We start from the raw sequence: 19,636 nt of genomic DNA, 5'->3' as shown, positions 1-19,636 counted from the left end.
TCGTACGAGTTACGGCGTCAACACATCGGCCGCCCTCGCAGCCCCCGCATGTTCGAGGTCGCCGGACCGCCGCCCGCCACCCGCCTCCGTCAGCCCGCTCTCAGTGCCATCGTCATCGCCTCCACGGCCAGCAGCGGGGCCACATTGCGGTCGAGGGCGTCTCGGCAGGCGGCGATGGCTTCGATGCGGCGGAGGGTGGACTCCGGCGAGCCGGCGCGGGCGAGGCGCTGCAGGGTGTCCTCGGCGTCGGCGTTGGCTATGGCCACGCGGGAGCCGAGCTGGAGGGCGAGGACGTCGCGGTAGAAGCCGGTGAGGTCGGTCAGGGCGAGGTCGAGGCTGTCCCGCTGCGTACGCGTCCGGCGGCGCTTCTGCTTGTCCTCCAGGTCCTTCATCACGCCGGCCGTGCCTCGCGGCATCCGGCCGCCCTGGGACGCGCCCATCGCCGCCTTCAGCTCCTCGGTCTCCTTGTCGTCCCTCTCGGCGGCGAGCTGCTTGGCGTCCTCGGCCGCCGCGTCGACGAGTTCCTGGGCGGCCTTGAGGCAGCCGCCGATGTCGTCGACCCGAAGCGGCAGCTTGAGCACGGCGGCCCGGCGCTCGCGTGCGGCCGGGTCGGTGGCCAGGCGGCGGGCGTTGTCGATGTGTCCCTGGGTGGCGCGGGCCGCGGCGGCGGCGACCGGGGGCTCGATGCCCTCACGTCGTACGAGCATGTCGGCGACGGCGTCGACCGAGGGCGTCCGCAGGTTCAGATGGCGGCAGCGGGAGCGGATGGTGGGCAGCACGTCCTCGATGGAGGGGGCACACAGCAGCCACACCGTGCGGGGGGCTGGCTCCTCGACGGCCTTGAGGACGGCGTTGGCCGACTTCTCGTTCAGCCGCTCGGCGTCCTCGACGAGGATGATCTGCCAGCGGCCGGTCGCCGGTGAGGTGAACGACTTGCGGACGGTGTCCCGCATGTCGTCGGCGAGGATCTGCGTACCCACGGCGACCACCGTGCTGACGTCGGCGTGCGTGCCGATCAGGGTCGTATGACAGCCGTCGCAGAACCCGCAGCCGGGGGCTCCGCCGAGTGCGCGGTCGGGGCTGACGCACTGCAGCGCGGCGGCGAAGGCCCGCGCCGCCTGGATGCGCCCCGCGCCGGGGGGGCCGGTGAACAGCCAGGCATGCGTCATCTTGGACGCCTCGGGGGGCGGCGCGTCCGTGGCCACGGCGGTGACCAGGGCATCGGCATCGCGAGCGGCGGCATCGAGCTGCGCGCTCACCTTCTCCTGGCCGACCAGGTCATCCCATACGGTCATGGGTCACCCCGCCCTTTCGTCACGGTCCGTGCTGTGCCACCCATTGTGGGGGGTGGCACTGACAACGGGGTTCCCGAGACGGCCGGGACCACCGAGACGCCGGGACAGCCAGGACCGCCGAGATATCCGGGACGCCGGAACACCGAGATATCCGGGACGCCGGCGCCCTCCTCCGGACGGACGGCCCGCCAACCGCGCTCAGCGCCGCCGACCGCGCCCCCCACCCCGCTCGTCGTCGAACTCGTCGTCCTCGCGCGGCCCCAGCAATTCGTCCGCCAGCGTGGGCAGATCATCCAGCGGCGTCTCCTCGGCCCAGTCGGACCGCGTCCGCCGCCGAGGCGCCCCTTCCTCATCGACCTGGGGCATCTCGCGCGTACGGTCTTCGGTCCCGTCCGGCCGCGGCCCCGCCGACTCGTCCCGGAAGAACCCCGGCGGAACCCGGTCCGCCGGATCTTCCCCCGGTACGGGAGGAAGTACCGCGGTCTCGTCCGCCGCACCGGGCGGCACCTGCGGAAGGACCGCAGTCTCATCCGCGGCACCAGGGACGACCGGCGGCAATACGGCCGTCTCATCGGCGGCACCGGGCGGCACCGGCGGCAACACGGCCGTCTCATCGGCTCCCGGAGCCACCTCCGGCTTGGGCAGCTCAGCCGTCACCTCGGACTCGCCGACCCCGGAGGAACCAGCAGCGGCCTCTCCGGACGAACCGGCCTCCGAAGAACCGGCCTTGCCGGTCCCCCCTTCAGCCGCGTCCCCCCGCACCGGCCGCAGCACAGCCGTCTCCTCAGCCGACCGCCCGCGCGCCGCTTCCTCCGGCGTCACAACCGGCGTAGGCACCGTCACCGCGTCCGAAGCAGCGCCGCGCGCAGCGTCCGACCCCGCACCGGACACCGCATCCGAAGCAGCACCCGGCCTCGCTCCCCGAGCCCCACCCCGCGCCGTTTCCGGAGCCACACCCGGCGTCACGTCCCGAGCCCCACCCCGCACCGCATCCGAAGCAGCACCCGGAGCCGCTCCCCGAGCCCCACCCGGCGCAGCATCCGAAGCAGCACCCGGCGTCGCTTCCGGAGCCCCACCCGGAACTCCCGGCGCCCCAGAAGCCGTCTCCTGCCGAGGTCCCGCCTCCGCCGCAGCCGCCGCCTGCTCCGCCAGCCGGCGTGCCTCTTCGGCGCGGAGCAGCGCCTGCTCGGCCTTGCGCTGCTTCTCCAGGCGCCGTGCTTCCGCCTCGGCGTGCAGCCGGGCCTCTTCCTCGGCCTGCTTGCGTCGCCGCTCCTCCTCGGCCTTGCGGCGGGCCTCCTCCTCGGCGCGCGCCTTCTCCTCGGCGAGGAGCCGAACCCGCTCCTCCTCCGCACGCCGACGCGCTTCCTCGGCCCGCAGCCGGGCCTCCTCCGCCTGCCGTTCGGCCTCGCGCCGCTGCGCCTCCTCCAGCTCGCGCCGCTTGCGCTCCTCTTCCTCGGCGCGCAGCCGCTCGAGCTGTTCCTGGCGCTCGCGCTCCAGCCGCTCCTCCTCGGCCTTGCGGGCGGCCTCTTCCTCGGCCTTGCGCCGGGCCTCTTCCTCGGCCTTCCGGCGGGCCTCCTCGCGGGCCTGGATCTCGGCCTCGGACAGCGGCAGCATCTGGTCGAGCCGCGCACGGACGACGGTCGTGACGGCCTCGGGCTCCTGGCCCGCGTCCACGACCAGGTACCGCCCGGGGTCGGCGGCGGCCAGCGTCAGGAAACCGGACCGCACGCGCGCGTGGAACTCCGCGGGCTCCGACTCCAGCCGGTCCGGCGCCTCGGTGAACCGCTCGCGCGCGGTCTCCGGCGAGACGTCCAGCAGCACGGTCAGATGCGGCACCAGCCCGTTCGTCGCCCACCTGTTGATGCGGGCGATCTCGGTCGGGGACAGGTCACGGCCCGCCCCCTGGTAGGCCACGGACGAGTCGATGTAGCGGTCCGAGATGACAACCGCGCCACGCTCCAGCGCGGGCCGTACGACCGTGTCCACGTGCTCCGCGCGGTCCGCCGCGTACAGCAGCGCCTCCGCCCGGTGCGACAGCCCTGCCGACGACACGTCCAGCAGGATCGACCGCAGCCGCTTGCCGACCGGCGTCGCGCCCGGCTCCCGGGTCACCACGACCTCGTGTCCCTTGCCCCGGATCCACTCGGCGAGCGCCTCGGCCTGGGTGGACTTCCCGGCACCGTCGCCGCCCTCCAGGGCGATGAAGAAACCGGACGCGGCGGGCACCGTCTCCGGGTCGTCACCGCCGAGCAGCGCGTCCCGCAGGTCCTGCCGCAGCGGCACCCCGGAGCGGTCGTCGACCTTGGCCAGCACCAGCGCGGCCACCGGCAGCAGCAGCGCGCCGACCAGCATCAGCGTGAACGCGGCACCGCCGTGCGCGAACACGAACTTGCCGTTCTCCAGCCGGTGCGGCCCGATGAGCGCCGCCACCAGCGGGGCGATCACCGCGCCGAGCGCCACGAAGACCCGTACGACCGCGTGCAGATGCTCGGTCGTCCGCACCCGCCGGTGGTCCTCGGCCTCCTGGTCGAGCAGCGTGTGCCCGGTGTTGGCGGCCACGCCCGCCCCGACACCGGCCAGCGCGACGATCAGCAGCACCGTGGTCAGGTCCGGCACCAGTCCGGCGGCGAGCAGCGCGAGCCCGGTGAAGGCGATGGCCAGTGCGAGCAGCCGACGGCGCGACAGCGCGGGGAGCACCGAAGGCGCCGTACGGATACCGACGACGACACCGCCGGTCAGCGCGAGCACCAGCAGCCCGTACGTCACCGGTCCGCCGCCCAGGTCCTTGGCGTGCAGCACCGACACCGCGACGGCGGCCGCGATCGCCGCGGCGACGGCGGCGCAGGCCAGCACCAGCAGGGGCAGCACGCCGGTGCGGCCCCGGTCGACGCCGGCGCCGGTCTTGGGCCGACGCAGGCCTTCGAGCGGCGACCGCGCGCGCGGGGTGCGGGTTCCGGGCAGCTCCAGGAAGGACAGCACGGACAGGGAGGCGGCGAAGAGACCGGCCGCCACATACGAGGCGAGGGCGGCCTGGTGCTGCCCGAACCAGTCGATTCCGGCGCCCAGCAGGTTGTTGAGCAGGCCCGCCGCGAGGAGCGCGGCAGCCGCGAGGGGGATCGCCACGAAGGTCGTACGGATCGACAGGCGTCGCAGGGCGTCCAGGTGGTCCGGCAGCGGACGCACCGTCGCCCCCTCCGGGGGCGGGGCCGGCAGCAGCGCGGGTGCCGCGCTCTCCCGGCACACGGTCCAGAAGCGCTCGGCGACACCGGTCACGAAGACGGTCACCAGAAGGACGGCGAGCGCGTCGTCCGGCATCCAGTCGATCCACAGCGGCGCGACGATCAGCAGCGCGGCCCGCAGCCCGTCCGCGCCGACCATGGTCCAGCGGCGGTCGAGCGGACCGTCCTGGGACGTCAGCGAGGTGAGCGGGCCCAGCAGCACGGCTCCGAAGAGCAGCGTCGCGAGGATGCGCACGGCGAAGACGGTCGCCACTGCGAACGCCACGCCCCGGTAGCCGCCGCCGAACGAGCCCTCGGCGATGGCCACCTGGAGGACGAGGACGACCAGCACCAGCAGCGCGAGCACATCACCGACTCCGCCCACGAGGTGCGCGCTCCACAAGCGCTTGAGCTGCGGTTGGCGCAGCAGGGCGCGGACGGCACGCTCGCGGGAATCCGCTACCAGGCTGTCGTCGGGGGCCGGGTGAGGGCCCGTTGGCTGCTCGGCTGGGGTCATGCATTCAGCCTATCGGCAGCCACCGACAGCCCGACGCGCCCGTCCGAACGTACGCGCGCCCCGACACCAAAGCGTTGCCAGGGCGTGCGTTTTGCGAAGCAGAAGTGAAGATACGGACGCTCACACGACGCGCGGTGAGCGTCAGTCCTCCGCCGAATCAGTCCTCGGCCGAGTCAGTCATCCGCCGAAGACGCCGCCGAGTTCGAAGCCGTCGCCTTCTTGGCCGCCGTCTTCGCGGCCGTCTTCTTCGCCGTCGTCGTTGTCTTCTTCGCCGCGGTCTTCTTGGCAGCCGTCTTCTTGGCGGGAGCCTTCTTCGCCGGGGCCTTCTTCGCGGCCGTCTTCTTCGCCGTCTTCTTGGCGGGTGCCTTCGCGCGCTTCTCCGCGAGCAGTTCGTAACCCCGCTCCGGAGTGATCTCCTCGACGCTGTCGCCGGACCGCAGGGTCGCGTTGGTCTCGCCGTCGGTGACGTACGGCCCGAAGCGCCCGTCCTTGACGACGACCGGCTTCTCACTGACCGGGTCCGTGCCCAGCTCCTTGAGCGGCGGCTTGGCGGCGGCGCGCCCGCGCTGCTTGGGCTGGGCGTAGATCGCCAGCGCCTCTTCGAGGGTGATCGTGAAGAGCTGCTCCTCCGCCTGCAGCGAACGCGAGTCCGTGCCCTTCTTCAGGTACGGCCCGTAGCGCCCGTTCTGCGCGGTGATCTCCTGGCCCTCGGCATCGGCGCCGACGACACGCGGCAGCGACATCAGCTTCAGCGCGTCCTCGAGCGTCACCGTGTCGAGAGACATCGACTTGAACAGCGAGGCCGTACGCGGCTTGACGGCGTTCTTGCCGGTCTTCGGGGTGCCCTCGGGGAGCACCTCGGTGACGTACGGGCCGTAGCGGCCGTCCCTGGCGATGATCTGGTGGCCGGTCGACGGGTCGGTGCCCAGCTCGAAGTCGCCGCTCGGCTTGGCGAGCAGCTCCTCCGCGTACTCGACGCTCAGCTCGTCCGGGGCCAGGTCCTCGGGGACGTCCGCGCGCTGATGGTTCTCGGAGTCCTTCTCGCCGCGCTCGATGTACGGGCCGTAGCGCCCGACCCGCAGCACGATGTCGCTGCCCACGGGGAACGACGACACCTCGCGCGCGTCGATCGCGCCCAGGTCGGTCACCAGCTCCTTGAGGCCGCCGAGGTGGTCCCCGTCGCCGTTGCCGGCCTCGGCCGCGCCGCCGTTGCCGGTGCCCTCGCCGAAGTAGAACCGCTTCAGCCACGGCACGGCCTGTGCCTCGCCTCGCGCGATGCGGTCGAGGTCGTCTTCCATCCTGGCGGTGAAGTCGTAGTCGACGAGCCGCCCGAAGTGCTTCTCCAGGAGGTTGACCACGGCGAAGGACAGGAAGGACGGGACGAGTGCCGTGCCCTTCTTGAACACATAGCCGCGGTCCAGGATCGTGCCGATGATCGACGCATACGTCGACGGGCGGCCGATCTCGCGCTCTTCGAGCTCCTTGACCAGGCTGGCCTCGGTGTAGCGGGCCGGGGGCTTGGTGGCGTGCCCGTCGACCGTGATCTCCTCGGCGCTGAGCCCGTCGCCCTCGCGCACCTGGGGCAGCCGGCGCTCGCGGTCGTCCAGCTCGGCGTTGGGGTCGTCGGCGCCCTCGACGTATGCCTTCAGGAAGCCGTGGAAGGTGATCGTCTTGCCGGACGCGCTGAACTCGACGTCGCGGCCGTCGGCGGCGGTGCCACCGATCTTCACCGTGACGGAGTTACCGGTCGCGTCCTTCATCTGGGAGGCGACGGTCCGCTTCCAGATCAGCTCGTACAGCTTGAACTGGTCGCCGGTCAGTCCGGTCTCGGCAGGGGTGCGGAAACGGTCGCCCGAGGGGCGGATCGCCTCGTGCGCCTCCTGCGCGTTCTTGACCTTCCCGGCGTACGTCCGCGGGGACGACGGCAGGTAGTCGGCGCCGTACAGCTGCGTGACCTGGGCGCGGGCGGCGGCGATCGCCGTGTCGCTCAGGGTCGTGGAGTCCGTACGCATGTACGTGATGAAGCCGTTCTCGTACAGCTTCTGCGCGACCTGCATCGTGGCCTTCGCGCCGAAGCCGAGCTTGCGGCTGGCCTCCTGCTGCAGCGTCGTGGTACGGAACGGGGCGTACGGCGAGCGGCGGTACGGCTTGGACTCGACGGACCGGACGGCGAACTGGGTCTGCTCCAGGGCGGCGGCCAGGGCGCGGGCGTTCGCCTCGTCGAGGTGGAGGATGTTCGCGCTCTTGAGTTGTCCCAGGGAGTCGAAGTCGCGGCCCTGCGCGACCCGCCTGCCGTCGACGGTCTGGAGGCGGGCGACCAGCGACGACGGGTCCGACGAGTCCCCGGCGCGGCCGGTCGCGAAGGTGCCCGTCAGGTCCCAGTACTCAGCAGAACGAAACGCGATGCGCTCGCGTTCCCGCTCCACCACGAGCCGGGTGGCGACGGACTGGACACGGCCGGCCGACAGGCGCGGCATGACCTTCTTCCACAGGACCGGCGAGACCTCGTAGCCGTAGAGGCGGTCGAGGATGCGGCGGGTCTCCTGGGCGTCGACGAGCTTCTGGTTGAGCTCGCGCGGGTTGGCGACGGCGGCCTGGATCGCGGCCTTGGTGATCTCGTGGAAGACCATCCGCTTGACCGGAACCTTGGGCTTGAGCACTTCCTGGAGGTGCCAGGCGATGGCCTCGCCCTCGCGGTCCTCATCGGTGGCGAGGTAGAGCTCGTCGGAGTCCTTCAGCAGATCCTTGAGCTTCTTGACCTGGGCCCTCTTGTCGGCGTTGACGACATAGATCGGCTCGAAGTCGTGCTCGACGTCCACACCGAGGCGGCGGACCTCGCCGGTGTACTTCTCCGGCACCTCCGCGGCGCCGTTGGGGAGGTCGCGGATGTGCCCGACGCTCGCTTCGACGACGTAGCCGGGGCCGAGGTAGCCCTTGATCGTCTTCGCCTTGGCAGGCGACTCGACGATGACGAGTCGGCGGCCGCCGTGTGCGGTGTCGCTGGTCGGGGACAACTTCGCTCTTCTCTCCGGTCGACGCTGGGGTCACTCCCCAGGCCTTGGTTCCCGGGGTCGGGTCATGCTGACGCTGCGGAGTGTGACGGTACATCCCGCCCCCGTGTCAAACGGGAAAAGCCCGCAACGGCCACTCGAACGGTAACCCGACTCCCGCCATTCCTGCCGCCCGGAGTGCCCACCGGCCTTTTCGAACCTATCCGGAGGACGACCTTCTCCTTATCGAAGTCCCTGTCCCCGGGCGGTTCTCAGACGCGGGTGAAGCACCACGTTCCGAGAATCAGCGCGATCACCGCGGCGATCGTCGCGAGCGTCGCCGATGCGACGGGGCTCACACCGTGGGCGACGGGTTCGCGATGCCGTACGCGCACCGCCGTCCACACCAGCAGCCCGCCGCCGAACAGGGCGAACACCACACCCGCGAAGATCGCCGGTCCGCTCTCCATGGCCCTTGGTGCCCCTTTTCTCCCGTTCACGCGTGCCCAGTGCCGGGAGGCTGACACGTGCGGACGGCGACCCGGCGAACCTCAGGTGAACGAGGGACCGACGCGGCTGTGGATCATCCGCCGACGACCACTGACCGGTCTCGGCCCGATCCCGACCGGCTTCGAACCGGGTTTCCAGATCGACTCGAATGTGTCGCGGCACAACATGATCGAGTTGTCGCCGCCCTTCTTCTGGCTCATTCCATTCGGCCCCGGAGCACATCCGTGCCCATTGACCGCGGGCCTCGTCCCTACGCCGGATCGAGGAACCCCTGTTCCACCAGCAGCCGGATCTGCGCGGGTGTGCGGTCGCGCAGCAAGACCGGGTCCTCGCCCATCAGTTGGGCGATGGCATCCAGAATGCGGCCCGCGCTCAGCGTGCCGTCGCAGACACCCGCGAAGCCCGCGCCGACCGTGTCCACCTTGGTGGCCCGGCGCATCCCGCGGTGCTGGCGCAGCACCACGTGCTCCGGGTCCTCGGCGCCGGGCAGCCCGACCTGCTCCTGGACGATCTCGGCGCCGAGCCGGAAGTGGCCTTCGAGCAGGTCGGCGTCGTCGTGCGTGCGCAGGAAGTCGAGGCGGTCGAAGTGCGCCCGGACCGTCTCACCGAGCGGCTGTTCGACCGGATGCGGCCACTCCTCGATGGTCACCGAGGGCACCGCCGTCCCCGTCCTGCGCAGCGTGATCCAGCCGAAGCCGACCGCCTTCACCTTGCGCGCCTCGAACTCGTCCAGCCACGCGTCGTACCGCGCCTGGTACTCGGCCGGGTCGCCCCGGTGATCGCCGGCGTCCCTGAGCCACAACTCGGCGTACTGCGTGACGTCCTGCACCTCGCGCTGCACGATCCACGCGTCGCACCCGCGCGGCACCCACGACCTGATCCTGTCCTGCCAGTCCTCCCCCTCCACGTGCTGCCAGTTGGCGAGGAACTGCGCGAACCCGCCCTCCCGCAGCCGTTCCCCCGCCCCCTGAACGAGCGAGCGGCACAGATCGTCCCCGCCCATCCCGCCGTCGCGATACGTCAGCCGCGCCCCCGGCGAGATCACGAACGGCGGGTTCGACACGATCAGGTCGTACGTCTCCCCGTCCCGGACCGGCTCGAACAGCGAGCCCTCCCGGAGGTCGGCCCTCGGGGCGCCCGACAGCGCCAGCGTGAGCGCGGTGATGTGCAACGCGCGCGGGTTGACGTCGGTCGCCGTCACGCGCGTGGCGTGCTGCGCGGCGTGCAGCGCCTGGATCCCGGAGCCTGTGCCGAGATCGAGGGCAGCTGAGACAGGCGTCCGTACGGTGATGCCGGCCAGGGTCGTGGAAGCGCCGCCGACGCCCAGGACGACGCGATCGTCCCGGCTGCCGATCCCACCAGCCCCGCCGACCGCGCACCCGAGGTCGGACACGATGAACCAGTCCTCGCCACCGGGCCCGCCGTACGGCCGTACGTCCACGGCCGCCGCGACCTCGTCCGCGCCCGCACGCACCAGCCACCCGCTCTTCAGGCACGCGTCGATGGGCAGAACGCCCTCCACGCGCGCGTGCGGCACGGGCTGCTGCAACAGGAACAGCCGTACGAGCATCTCCAGCGGCGTGTCGCCGCGGGTCGCCCGGAGCGCGGGCACGGTTTCACTCCGTGCGAGCGCCGCGTACGCGGGCGCGCCGAGCAGCTCGAGCAGTCCGTCGGCGGTGAAGGAGGCCGCGAGCAGGGCGTCCCGGAGGCGGGAGGTGATCTCGGGGCGGTCGATGGAGGGCAGCGAGGACAGGCTGGAGTTACTCACGCCCTCATTGTGACGCGCACCGGCCCGCGAGGGCTCTGGGTCGGCCCGTGATGGCGCGGCGATGGACGCGGAGGCTCCGCGTCCGGCCGCGGTGGTGCCTCAGCTGTCCGTGGCCGGGGCCGACGCGGCCGCCTTCTTGCAGCTCTCCTGCTTGACCAGAGACTCCTTGGCGTCGCCCTCTTCCAGCTGCTTGAGCGCGGCGACCGCGTTCTTGCGCAAGGTCACCACGTCCTTCATGCCGTCCGACAGGTCATTGAGTCCGGACGCGAACTTCGCCTGGTCCTTCGTGTTCAGTGCGTCGACCTGCTTCTTCAGGTCGGCGTAGGCCGTGGAGACGGCGTTGAGCTTCTTGACGGCGTCCTGCTGCTTCGTCGCGCCGTCGTCCACACCCGGAGGCGCTCCTGCGTCCTGAAGGTGGGTCGCCCGCTCCTTGAAGCCAGCGGAGAGGTCTCCGAATGACTTGGAATCGACCTTCTGGAGCTCCTCGGGCTCGCTGTCCGTGGCCACCTTGTTGATCGCGGCGTCGGCAGCGGCGATCTTCGCGTTCGGCGCCGTGGCCGTGTTGCAGATCTTCTTGGCCCAGGCGTCGAGCTCCTCGTTGCTCTCGTCGCCGCTGCATGCCGACAGCGCCAGTACCAGTACCGCACCGCCGGACAGTGCGGCCGCGAGCTTCTTGTTCACCGGTTTGGTCCCTTCCGTGGCTCTCGGCCCCGGAACATACACGCCGTACGGGCGACACCTACACGCCGAAGGCCCACTAAGAACCCTTTTCATGTGATTTACACCAGAGAGAGAAGGGTCACGGCTCAGGGCGTGAACACGCACGGGGCGGGCAGACGACGCGTCAATGCGCGCCGCCTGCCCGCCCCGTGAGCTGGGCGTCGTAAGACCGCCTACGAAACCACGGCGGGATCGGCCGGCTTGGCCACCCTTTCGGCGTTGCCTTCGTCACCCACGGCGATGCCGCGCCGCTTGGAGATGTAGACCGCGCCGATGATCACCAGCAGCGACAGGACCGAGATCGCGATGCGGACACCGACGCTCTTGTCCTCGCCGTAGCTGAACTTGATGACCGCGGGCGCGATCAGCAGGGCCACCAGGTTCATGACCTTCAGCAGCGGGTTGATCGCGGGTCCGGCGGTGTCCTTGAAGGGGTCGCCGACGGTGTCGCCGATCACCGTGGCGGCATGGGCCTCGCTGCCCTTGCCTCCGTGGTGACCGTCCTCGACGAGTTTCTTGGCGTTGTCCCAGGCGCCTCCGGAGTTGGCCAGGAACACCGCCATCAGCGTGCCGGTGCCGATCGCACCCGCGAGGAACGCGCCGAGCGCGCCGACACCGAGCGTGAACCCGATGGCGATGGGCGCCATGACCGCCAGCAAGCCTGGCGTGGTGAGTTCCCGCAGGGCGTCCCTGGTGCAGATGTCGACGACCTTGCCGTACTCCGGCTTCTCCGTGTAGTCCATGATCCCGGGCCGCTCACGGAACTGCCGCCGCACCTCGTAGACCACGGATCCCGCCGACCGCGACACCGCGTTGATCGCCAGCCCCGAGAAGAGGAAGACGACCGCGGCGCCCGCGATGAGGCCGACGAGATTGTTGGGCTGCGAGATGTCCATCATCAGGGTCATCGGCGCGCCCTCGCCGGTCAGTTTCTCGCCGACGTCCCGCGCGCCGGTCGTGATCGCGTCACGGTACGACCCGAAGAGCGCCGCTGCCGCGAGGACCGCGGTGGCGATGGCGATGCCCTTGGTGATGGCCTTGGTGGTGTTGCCGACCGCGTCCAGGTCGGTGAGCACCTGCGCGCCGGCGCCCGTCACGTCACCGGACATCTCGGCGATGCCCTGCGCGTTGTCGGAGACAGGACCGAAGGTGTCCATCGCGACGATCACGCCGACCGTGGTGAGCAGGCCGGTTCCGGCGAGCGCCACCGCGAAAAGCGCCAGCATGATCGACGTGCCGCCGAGCAGGAACGCCCCGTACACGCCGAGGCCGATCAACAGGGCGGTGTAGACGGCCGATTCGAGGCCGAGGGAGATACCGGCGAGGACGACGGTGGCCGGGCCGGTCAGCGAGGTCTTGCCGATGTCCCGCACCGGACGGCGGGTCGTCTCGGTGAAGTAGCCGGTCAGCTGCTGGATGACAGCGGCGAGCACGATGCCGATCGCCACCGCTACGAGCGCGAGGATCCGTGGATCGCCGTCCTTGGCGGCGATGGTCGCGTCGGTGACGCCGTCGAGTTCGGCGTACGACGACGGCAGATAGATGAAGACGGCGATCGCGACCAGTACGAGCGAGATCACCGCGGAGATGAAGAAGCCGCGGTTGATCGCCGTCATGCCGCTGCGGTCGGACCGGCGGGGCGCCACGGCGAAGATGCCGATCATGGCCGTGATCACGCCGATCGCGGGCACGAGCAGCGGGAAGCCGAGTCCGGCGTCGCCGAAGGCGGCCGAGCCGAGGATCAGCGCGGCGACGAGCGTCACGGCGTACGACTCGAAGAGGTCGGCCGCCATGCCCGCGCAGTCGCCGACGTTGTCGCCCACGTTGTCGGCGATGGTCGCGGCATTGCGCGGATCATCCTCCGGAATGCCCTTCTCGACCTTGCCGACCAGGTCGGCGCCGACGTCGGCGGCCTTGGTGAAGATGCCGCCGCCGACACGCATGAACATGGCGATGAGGGCGGCCCCGAGGCCGAATCCCTCGAGCACCTTCGGCGCGTCGGCCGCGTAGACCAGCACCACACAAGAGGCGCCCAGCAGACCGAGCCCCACTGTGAACATGCCGACGACGCCGCCCGTGCGGAAAGCGATCTTCATGGCTTTGTGCGAGACGGCGGTGAGATCCTTTTCCGGCTCACCTTCCGCGGGGGTCGCCTCGCGCGCGGCGGCGGCGACTCGCACATTGCTCCGTACGGCGAGCCACATACCGATGTAGCCGGTGGCCGCCGAGAACGCCGCGCCGATCAAGAAGAACACTGATCGGCCGGCGCGCTGATTCCAGTCGTCCGCGGGTAGCAGCATGAGCAGGAAGAACACGACGACGGCGAATACGCCGAGCGTGCGCAGTTGCCGGGCCAGATAGGCGTTGGCGCCTTCCTGGATGGCTGTCGCGATCTCCTTCATGCTGTCGGTGCCTTCGCCTGCCGCGAGCACCTGGCGCACCAGGATGCCTGCGACCACGAGAGCCGCGAGCGCGACGACCCCGATGACCATCACGAGGATGCGGTTGTCGTCGGTCAGGACTGCGGCTGCGAAGGTAGTGGGATGGTCAAACTGATGAGGGGTAGAAAGCCCCGCCATTCGTCCTCCTTGACGCCTGTGCTGAGCTCAAGATGTGGACGGATTCTAGGTACCCGGACCTGATCAAAACAGTGCGCGGTAAACGGAATTAGCCTTCACATGCTCTTCAGCAAATGATCGACGTCACGCCACACAACCCGAAAGCGGTAATGCCTCAAAGGCATTGACGCCTGCATTGACCCTTGATCGAATTATCGGTTAATGATCGTGAATTCCTTCACGAATTGCCCGGCGCTGCGACAGAAAACACGAAGGGCCCTGCTCAGCAGGGCCCTTCGTGGTGAAGCGTGGTGGGACTCAGGGGAGCACCGCGGTCGGCGGCGTGGTCGGCCAGGTCATACGGATCAACCCGCCGTGCTCGCCGGCGGTGACCTCCACGTCGTCGACGAGGCCGCTGATGACCGCGAGGCCCATCTCGTCCTCCTCGGTCTCCGCGTCGGGATCCTCGGCGGCGCCACCGGGCGCGCGATCCCCGGGAGCCGAACGCGGCGCCTCGTCGCCGACCTCGATGGAGAACTGCTTCTCCTCCTCGATCAGCAGCACTTTGACCGGCGCCGTGATGCCGCCGCTCTGGTGCAGTCCGACGGCACGGGTGCAGGCCTCGCCGACAGCGAGTCTGACCTCGTCGAGGACGGCCTCGTCCACTCCGGCCCTGCGCGCCACCGCTGCCGCCACCAGTCGGGCGGTCCTGACGTGCTCGGGCAGCGCGCTGAAGCGGAGTTCAACGGTGGCCATGCATCCCCCTCGGAACTTCGGGCGTGCTGTCGGGGGACCGGGCTGCCGATAGCCCGGACCCCCTCATGAACTTCTTCCGTCCCGGGCACGGACGACTGATCACTGGCCCGGGCGCGGCGGTCAGTCTGTGGCCGCCACCGCTTCCTCGACCGAGGTGTGAATCGGGAACACCTTGGTGAGACCGGTGATGCGGAAGATCTTCAAAATGCGCTCCTGGTTGCAGACCAGGCGCAGCGAGCCCTCATGGGCACGCACACGCTTCAGGCCGCCGACCAGTACGCCGAGACCGGTGGAGTCGAGGAAGTCCACGCCCTCCATGTCGACGACGAGGTGGAAACTCCCGTCATTCACCAGCTCGACGAGCTGCTCGCGCAGCTTGGGCGCGGTATAAACGTCGATTTCGCCACCGACCTTGACGATCGTGCGATCGCCGACGGTCTCGGTCGACAGGGACAGGTCCACGGATCCTCCAGCACCTTGCTATCGAGCGGTCGCCCCTCGGGTCACCTCGGCAGGGCCCGGGACGGTTCGCCAGCCGCGATGGCATTCAATCACTTACGGCAGGCGTGCACGACGCCTTGGTCCCATTGTCCGTCACGCCAGTGACACACTCGGTGCCGATGGCCAAGAATCACCGATCTGATCGACCCTCGACGGACCCCGCCTCGCGCCTCGCTCCGAGCACGGTCCTGGACCGGCTCGCCGCGGGGCCGAGCCGGGCTTCGCGCATCACTCATACGGAGCACTTGCCCCCGCGTGAGGGTCGCCATGCCGTCTGGCCCGACCGGATCCGTGCCGAGGTCATCGCGGCCGTGCAGGCAGCGGGCATCGAGCATCCCTGGGCCCACCAGGCTCGCGCGGCCGAGCACGCCCTGGACGGCGACTCGGTGGTCGTCGCCACCGGCACCGCGTCCGGCAAGTCCCTGGCCTACCTGGTCCCGGTCCTGTCGACCCTCCTGGACGGCTCCGAGGCGCCGAACGGCCGCGGCACCACCGCCCTCTACCTGGCCCCCACGAAGGCCCTTGCGGCGGATCAGCGCCGATCTGTGAAGGAACTTTCACAACCGCTGGGCAATTCGGTCCGGCCTGCGGTCTATGACGGCGACACGCCGTTCGAGGAACGCGAGTGGATCCGCCAGTACGCCAACTACGTCCTCACCAACCCGGACATGCTGCATCGCGGCATACTCCCGTCCCACCCCCGCTGGTCCTCCTTCCTGAAGTCGCTGAAGTACGTCGTCATCGACGAGTGCCACACCTACCGCGGGGTCTTCGGCTCCCATGTCGCCCAGGTACTGCGCCGGCTCCGCCGCCTGTGCGCGCGGTACGGCGCCTCGCCCGTGTTCCTGCTGGCCTCCGCGACCGCCGCCGAGCCGTCGGTCGCCGCCCGCCGCCTCACCGGCCTCCCGGTCGTCGAGGTCGCCGATGACGCCTCCCCACGCGGCGAACTGGTCTTCGCCCTGTGGGAGCCCCCGCTCACCGAGCTCCAGGGCGAGAAGGGCGCACCGGTCCGCCGTACCGCCACCGCCGAGACGGCCGACCTGCTGACCGACCTCGCCGTCCAGGGCGTGCGCACGGTCGCCTTCGTACGCTCCCGGCGCGGCGCCGAGCTGATCTCGGTGATCGCCCAGGAACGGCTCGCAGAGGTGGACCGCTCCCTCGCCCGGCGCGTGGCCGCCTACCGCGGCGGCTACCTCCCCGAGGAGCGCCGCGCCCTCGAACAGGCCCTCCACTCCGGCGAACTCCTCGGCCTCGCCGCGACCACCGCCCTCGAACTCGGCATCGACGTCTCCGGTCTGGACGCGGTCCTCATCGCCGGCTACCCGGGCACGCGCGCGTCCCTGTGGCAGCAGGCGGGCCGGGCGGGCCGCTCCGGGCAGGGGGCTCTCGCCGTCCTCGTCGCCCGCGACGACCCCCTGGACACCTTCCTCGTCCACCACCCCGAGGCCCTGTTCGACCAGCCGGTCGAGTCGACAGTCCTCGACCCGGACAACCCGTACGTCCTCGCCCCGCATCTGTGCGCGGCAGCGGCGGAACTGCCGCTGACCGACGACGACCTGGAGCTGTTCGGCCCCGAGACCGAGGGCCTGCTGCCGCAGCTGGAGGCCGCGAAGCTGCTGCGCCGCCGGACCAAGGCGTGGCACTGGACCCGCCGCGAACGGGCCGCCGACCTGACCGACCTCCGGGGCGGCGGCGGCCAGCCGGTGCAGATCGTCGAGTCCGGCACCGGACGGCTGCTCGGCACGGTGGACGCGGGCGCCGCCCACACGTCCGCGCACGAGGGCGCCGTCCACCTCCACCAGGGCCGTACCTACCTGGTCCGCTCACTGGACCTGGACGACTCGGTCGCCCTGGTCGAGGAGGCCAACCCGCCGTACACGACGGTCGCCCGCGACACGACCTCGATCTCCGTCCTGGAGACGGACGTCGAGATCCCCTGGGGCGAGGGCCGCCTCTGCTACGGCTCCGTCGAGGTCACCAACCAGGTCGTCTCCTTCCTGCGTCGACGTGTCATCACCGGTGAAGTGCTGGGCGAGACGAAGCTCGACCTCCCTCCTCGTACGCTGCGCACGCGTGCCGTGTGGTGGACGGTCACCGAGGACCAGCTGGACGCCGCCCGGATCAACCCGGAGATCCTCGGCGGAGCCCTGCACGCCGCCGAGCACGCGTCGATCGGCATGCTGCCCCTCTTCGCGACCTGCGACCGCTGGGACATCGGCGGCGTCTCCATCCCGCTGCACCCCGACACCCTCCTCCCGACGGTCTTCGTCTACGACGGCCACCCCGGCGGCGCCGGCTTCGCGGAACGCGCCTTCCACACCGCCCGCTCCTGGCTGACGGCCACCCGACAGGCCATCGCGTCCTGCGAGTGCGACGCCGGGTGCCCGTCCTGCATCCAGTCCCCCAAGTGCGGCAACGGGAACGATCCGTTGCACAAGCGGGGCGCGGTACGGCTGCTCACGGTGTTGCTGCGGGGGGCTCCGGACGAGAAGGCGGAGGAGGAGCCGGGGAGGGAGCGGGGCCCTGGTCCGGTCCAGGACCCGAGGAACGGTCCGGCCCGGGAGCCGGTCCAGGATCCCGCGGCACCGTCTCCGCAGGTCCCGCCCGTGCCCTGACCTCCGCCGCGAACGGGCCCCGGCCCGATCTCGCCGTCACGTCCGAGATCTCGCCCACGACATCGCACCGCGCCAGCCGCGCGCCCTGAGCTCTCGCCACCCGGTCCGCCCGGGCGCAGGCCGCGGTGTCGCCCTCCGCCCAGTGATCGGCCGCCGCCAACGCGGCGAGGTCTGCGGCGCCCGCCGCACGATGCCGGGTCACGACGGCCTGCCCCAAGGCGAGGACGACGCCGAACACCACGCACAGCACGGCGATCGCACCAACGGTCCAGACGGTGGCGGACCCACGGTCGGAATACCGGTCAGCGGAGCCGCCGTCCGAACACCGGTCGGCGGAGCCACGGTCGGAACACCGAAGGGCGACGAAGCCCCGCCGCAGACCGAAGCCGCCCACCATGCCCCCGGCCCTCAACTCCCCACCCCCACACTGTCCTCCGCCAACGCCACGGCCTCCTCCCGTACTTCGAAAGGGAACCCGTCCAGCGCCGGCGGCTTCGCCACGACCGCCACGCGAACCTGGTCCCCCTCCCGGCTGAGCGTGACCTTCGCGCCGCGAGGTGCCACCTCGCGGGCCACTTCCACGACCGCGTCGGCCGGATCCTGGCGGGCCGCCGCGCGGGCGCCGGCCCTGGCCGCGTCCACACACTGGATCTGGGCGACCACGGCGAGCAGCGCCCCCACCAACCCCATCGCGACGATCACCAGCACCGGCAGCACCACCGCCGACTCCGCCGTGACGAATCCCCGGTCCCTCTCCCGCTCACATCCCCGCATCGAGCGCCCGTTTCACGATGGCCTGCAGCTCGGCGTCGACCTGCCCGCTCGTGACCACCTTGTAGAGGACCACCGCGAACGCCACCGCCGCGACGATCCCCATCGCGTACTCGGAGGTGACCATCCCCGCGTCCCTCCGCGCCGCCCGCGCCCCGCACATCAGGGCACGCAGCCGCGCCCATACCGCCTTGTACATCTCAACCCCCGTAAGGTTCGGTTCTGTTGCTCTTCGGTCCTGCTGCTCTTCGGTCCTGCTGCTCTCTCGCTGTTGGTCGTACGTCCTTCACACGCGCCGCACCGTCATCCACCACCCCCTCCCAGCACCCCACCCGCGAGCCCGATCACCACGGGCAGCACACCGACCGCGATGAAGGCGGGCAGGAAGCACAGCCCCACCGGAACGGTGACCATGACGGCCGCCCGTCTGGCCCGCGCGGTCGCGCTGCGGGCCCAGTCGGCGCGGGCCTGCGCCGCGAGGTGGGCGACGGGTCCGGCCGCCGGGATCCCGGACACGTCGGCCCGCTCCAGCAGCCGCGCCAGCGCCCCGGCCCCCGGCAACGACGCCAGCCTCCGCCAGGCCTCACCGGGTTCACCGCCGAGCCGTACCTCGGCCGCACCCCGCGCCAGCGCTCCCCCCACAGGGCCTCCCAGGGCCTCGCCCACGGCCTGCGCCGCGATCACCGGACCAGCGCCGGCGGCGATGCAGGCCGCCAGCAGATCGGCCGCGAGCGGGAGTTGACGCGCCGCCTCACCGACGTCGATCTCCTCGCCCCGCCCAGCGCCCACCTGCCGACGACGCCACCGCCACATCCCGACCGCACCGACCAGCCCCACGACGACCCCGGCCACCCCGCCGACGACAGCCCACCCGGCGCCCAGAACCCCCGCCACCGGAGCCCACCGCCGCACGGCACCCCGCACATCGACGTGCACCCCCGCGGAAGCCACCTCCAGCCCCAGCAACTCGGCGACCCGCCGCCGCACCCTCCGCTCACGCCGTAACGCCCCGACCCACCGCACCACCCACCCGAGCACCAGCACGGCCCCCAGAACCGCCCCCACCCTGTGGAAAACTTCCGCACTCACGCCGCCTCCTTCTCACGATCCAGACCGATCCCAACCGATCTCAACTGACCCCAGCCGACCTCAACCGACCTCAACCGATCTCCACTGCTCCCGGCCGATCCCGACCGAATTCACCGCCAGGCATCAACCGCATCCGCCGTCACCCCTCACACCAGCCGCCCTCACACCACCCGCCCCCACCCCCCCCCCCCCCCCCCCCCCCCCCCCCCACCCCCCCCCCCCCCCCCCCCCCCCCCCCCCCCCCCCCCCCCCCCCCCCCCCACCCCCCCCCCCCCCCCCCCCCCCCCCCCCCCCCCCCCCCCCCCCCCCCCCCCCCCCCCCCCCCCCC

The 19,636-nt window shown here is 71.2% G+C and carries 13 protein-coding genes and 1 pseudogene; 1 reads left to right on the top strand and 13 read right to left on the bottom strand.

The genetic code is table 11. The features are described 5' to 3' along the window. Positions 1-89: 89 nt before the first annotated feature. From KCH48_RS29235 to bldG, 9 genes are all read right to left on the bottom strand, one after another. Positions 90-1,295, bottom strand: coding sequence for a DNA polymerase III subunit delta' (locus KCH48_RS29235; protein WP_210577905.1), 1,206 nt, complete (start codon positions 1,293-1,295; stop codon positions 90-92). Positions 1,296-1,493: 198 nt separating this feature from the next. Next, on the bottom strand, positions 1,494-5,030 hold the full coding sequence (gene tmk / locus KCH48_RS29230; RefSeq protein ID WP_210577904.1) for a dTMP kinase: 3,537 nt from the start codon (positions 5,028-5,030) through the stop codon (positions 1,494-1,496). 173 nt (positions 5,031-5,203) lie between these two features. Beyond that, complete coding sequence (gene topA / locus KCH48_RS29225; protein ID WP_210577903.1) at positions 5,204-8,044, bottom strand: type I DNA topoisomerase; 2,841 nt, start codon at positions 8,042-8,044, stop codon at positions 5,204-5,206. Positions 8,045-8,292: 248 nt separating this feature from the next. Next, a complete protein-coding gene (locus KCH48_RS29220; protein WP_210577902.1) occupies positions 8,293-8,490 on the bottom strand; it encodes a hypothetical protein in 198 nt (65 codons plus the stop codon). Between the two features lie 290 nt (positions 8,491-8,780). After that, the gene (locus KCH48_RS29215) at positions 8,781-10,298 is read right to left on the bottom strand and encodes a class I SAM-dependent methyltransferase (protein WP_210577901.1); all 1,518 of its coding nucleotides are present in this window, start codon (positions 10,296-10,298) and stop codon (positions 8,781-8,783) included. Between the two features lie 99 nt (positions 10,299-10,397). Next, a complete protein-coding gene (locus KCH48_RS29210) occupies positions 10,398-10,979 on the bottom strand; it encodes a small secreted protein (protein WP_210577900.1) in 582 nt (193 codons plus the stop codon). 212 nt (positions 10,980-11,191) lie between these two features. Next, the gene (locus KCH48_RS29205; RefSeq protein ID WP_210577899.1) at positions 11,192-13,597 is read right to left on the bottom strand and encodes a sodium-translocating pyrophosphatase; all 2,406 of its coding nucleotides are present in this window, start codon (positions 13,595-13,597) and stop codon (positions 11,192-11,194) included. A gap of 297 nt (positions 13,598-13,894) precedes the next feature. Continuing rightward, positions 13,895-14,332 (bottom strand): ATP-binding protein, encoded by a 438-nt coding sequence (locus KCH48_RS29200; RefSeq protein WP_210577898.1) that lies wholly within the window; start codon positions 14,330-14,332, stop codon positions 13,895-13,897. A gap of 120 nt (positions 14,333-14,452) precedes the next feature. Continuing rightward, positions 14,453-14,794 (bottom strand): anti-sigma factor antagonist BldG, encoded by a 342-nt coding sequence (gene bldG / locus KCH48_RS29195; protein WP_097267104.1) that lies wholly within the window; start codon positions 14,792-14,794, stop codon positions 14,453-14,455. A 158-nt stretch (positions 14,795-14,952) separates the two neighbouring features. Here bldG and KCH48_RS29190 point away from each other — a divergent pair, with 158 nt between their 5' ends. Further along, positions 14,953-17,448, top strand: a complete 2,496-nt coding sequence (locus KCH48_RS29190; RefSeq protein WP_246886061.1) for a DEAD/DEAH box helicase — start codon at positions 14,953-14,955, stop codon at positions 17,446-17,448. Here KCH48_RS29190 and KCH48_RS43250 read toward each other — a convergent pair. The 4 genes and pseudogenes from KCH48_RS43250 to KCH48_RS29170 form a co-directional block, all read right to left on the bottom strand. Beyond that, positions 17,390-17,827: pseudogene (locus KCH48_RS43250) on the bottom strand (Rv3654c family TadE-like protein); the annotation flags it as partial. The gene KCH48_RS29190 and the pseudogene KCH48_RS43250 overlap by 59 nt on opposite strands. Before the next feature lie 29 nt (positions 17,828-17,856). Then, positions 17,857-18,222, bottom strand: coding sequence for a TadE family type IV pilus minor pilin (locus KCH48_RS29180; protein ID WP_210577897.1), 366 nt, complete (start codon positions 18,220-18,222; stop codon positions 17,857-17,859). Next, complete coding sequence (locus KCH48_RS29175; RefSeq protein WP_210577896.1) at positions 18,209-18,418, bottom strand: DUF4244 domain-containing protein; 210 nt, start codon at positions 18,416-18,418, stop codon at positions 18,209-18,211. Before KCH48_RS29175 ends, KCH48_RS29180 begins: the two co-directional genes overlap by 14 nt. A gap of 104 nt (positions 18,419-18,522) precedes the next feature. Next, the gene (locus KCH48_RS29170) at positions 18,523-19,308 is read right to left on the bottom strand and encodes a type II secretion system F family protein (protein ID WP_210577895.1); all 786 of its coding nucleotides are present in this window, start codon (positions 19,306-19,308) and stop codon (positions 18,523-18,525) included. Between the last annotated feature and the right edge of the window lie 328 nt (positions 19,309-19,636).

It is taken from the genome of Streptomyces sp. GESEQ-4 (assembly GCF_017948455.1).
Classification (GTDB): Bacteria; Actinomycetota; Actinomycetes; order Streptomycetales; family Streptomycetaceae; genus Streptomyces.
The sequence above is the reverse complement of the archived record's forward strand: the minus strand, read 5'-3'. Positions and strand labels throughout refer to the sequence as shown.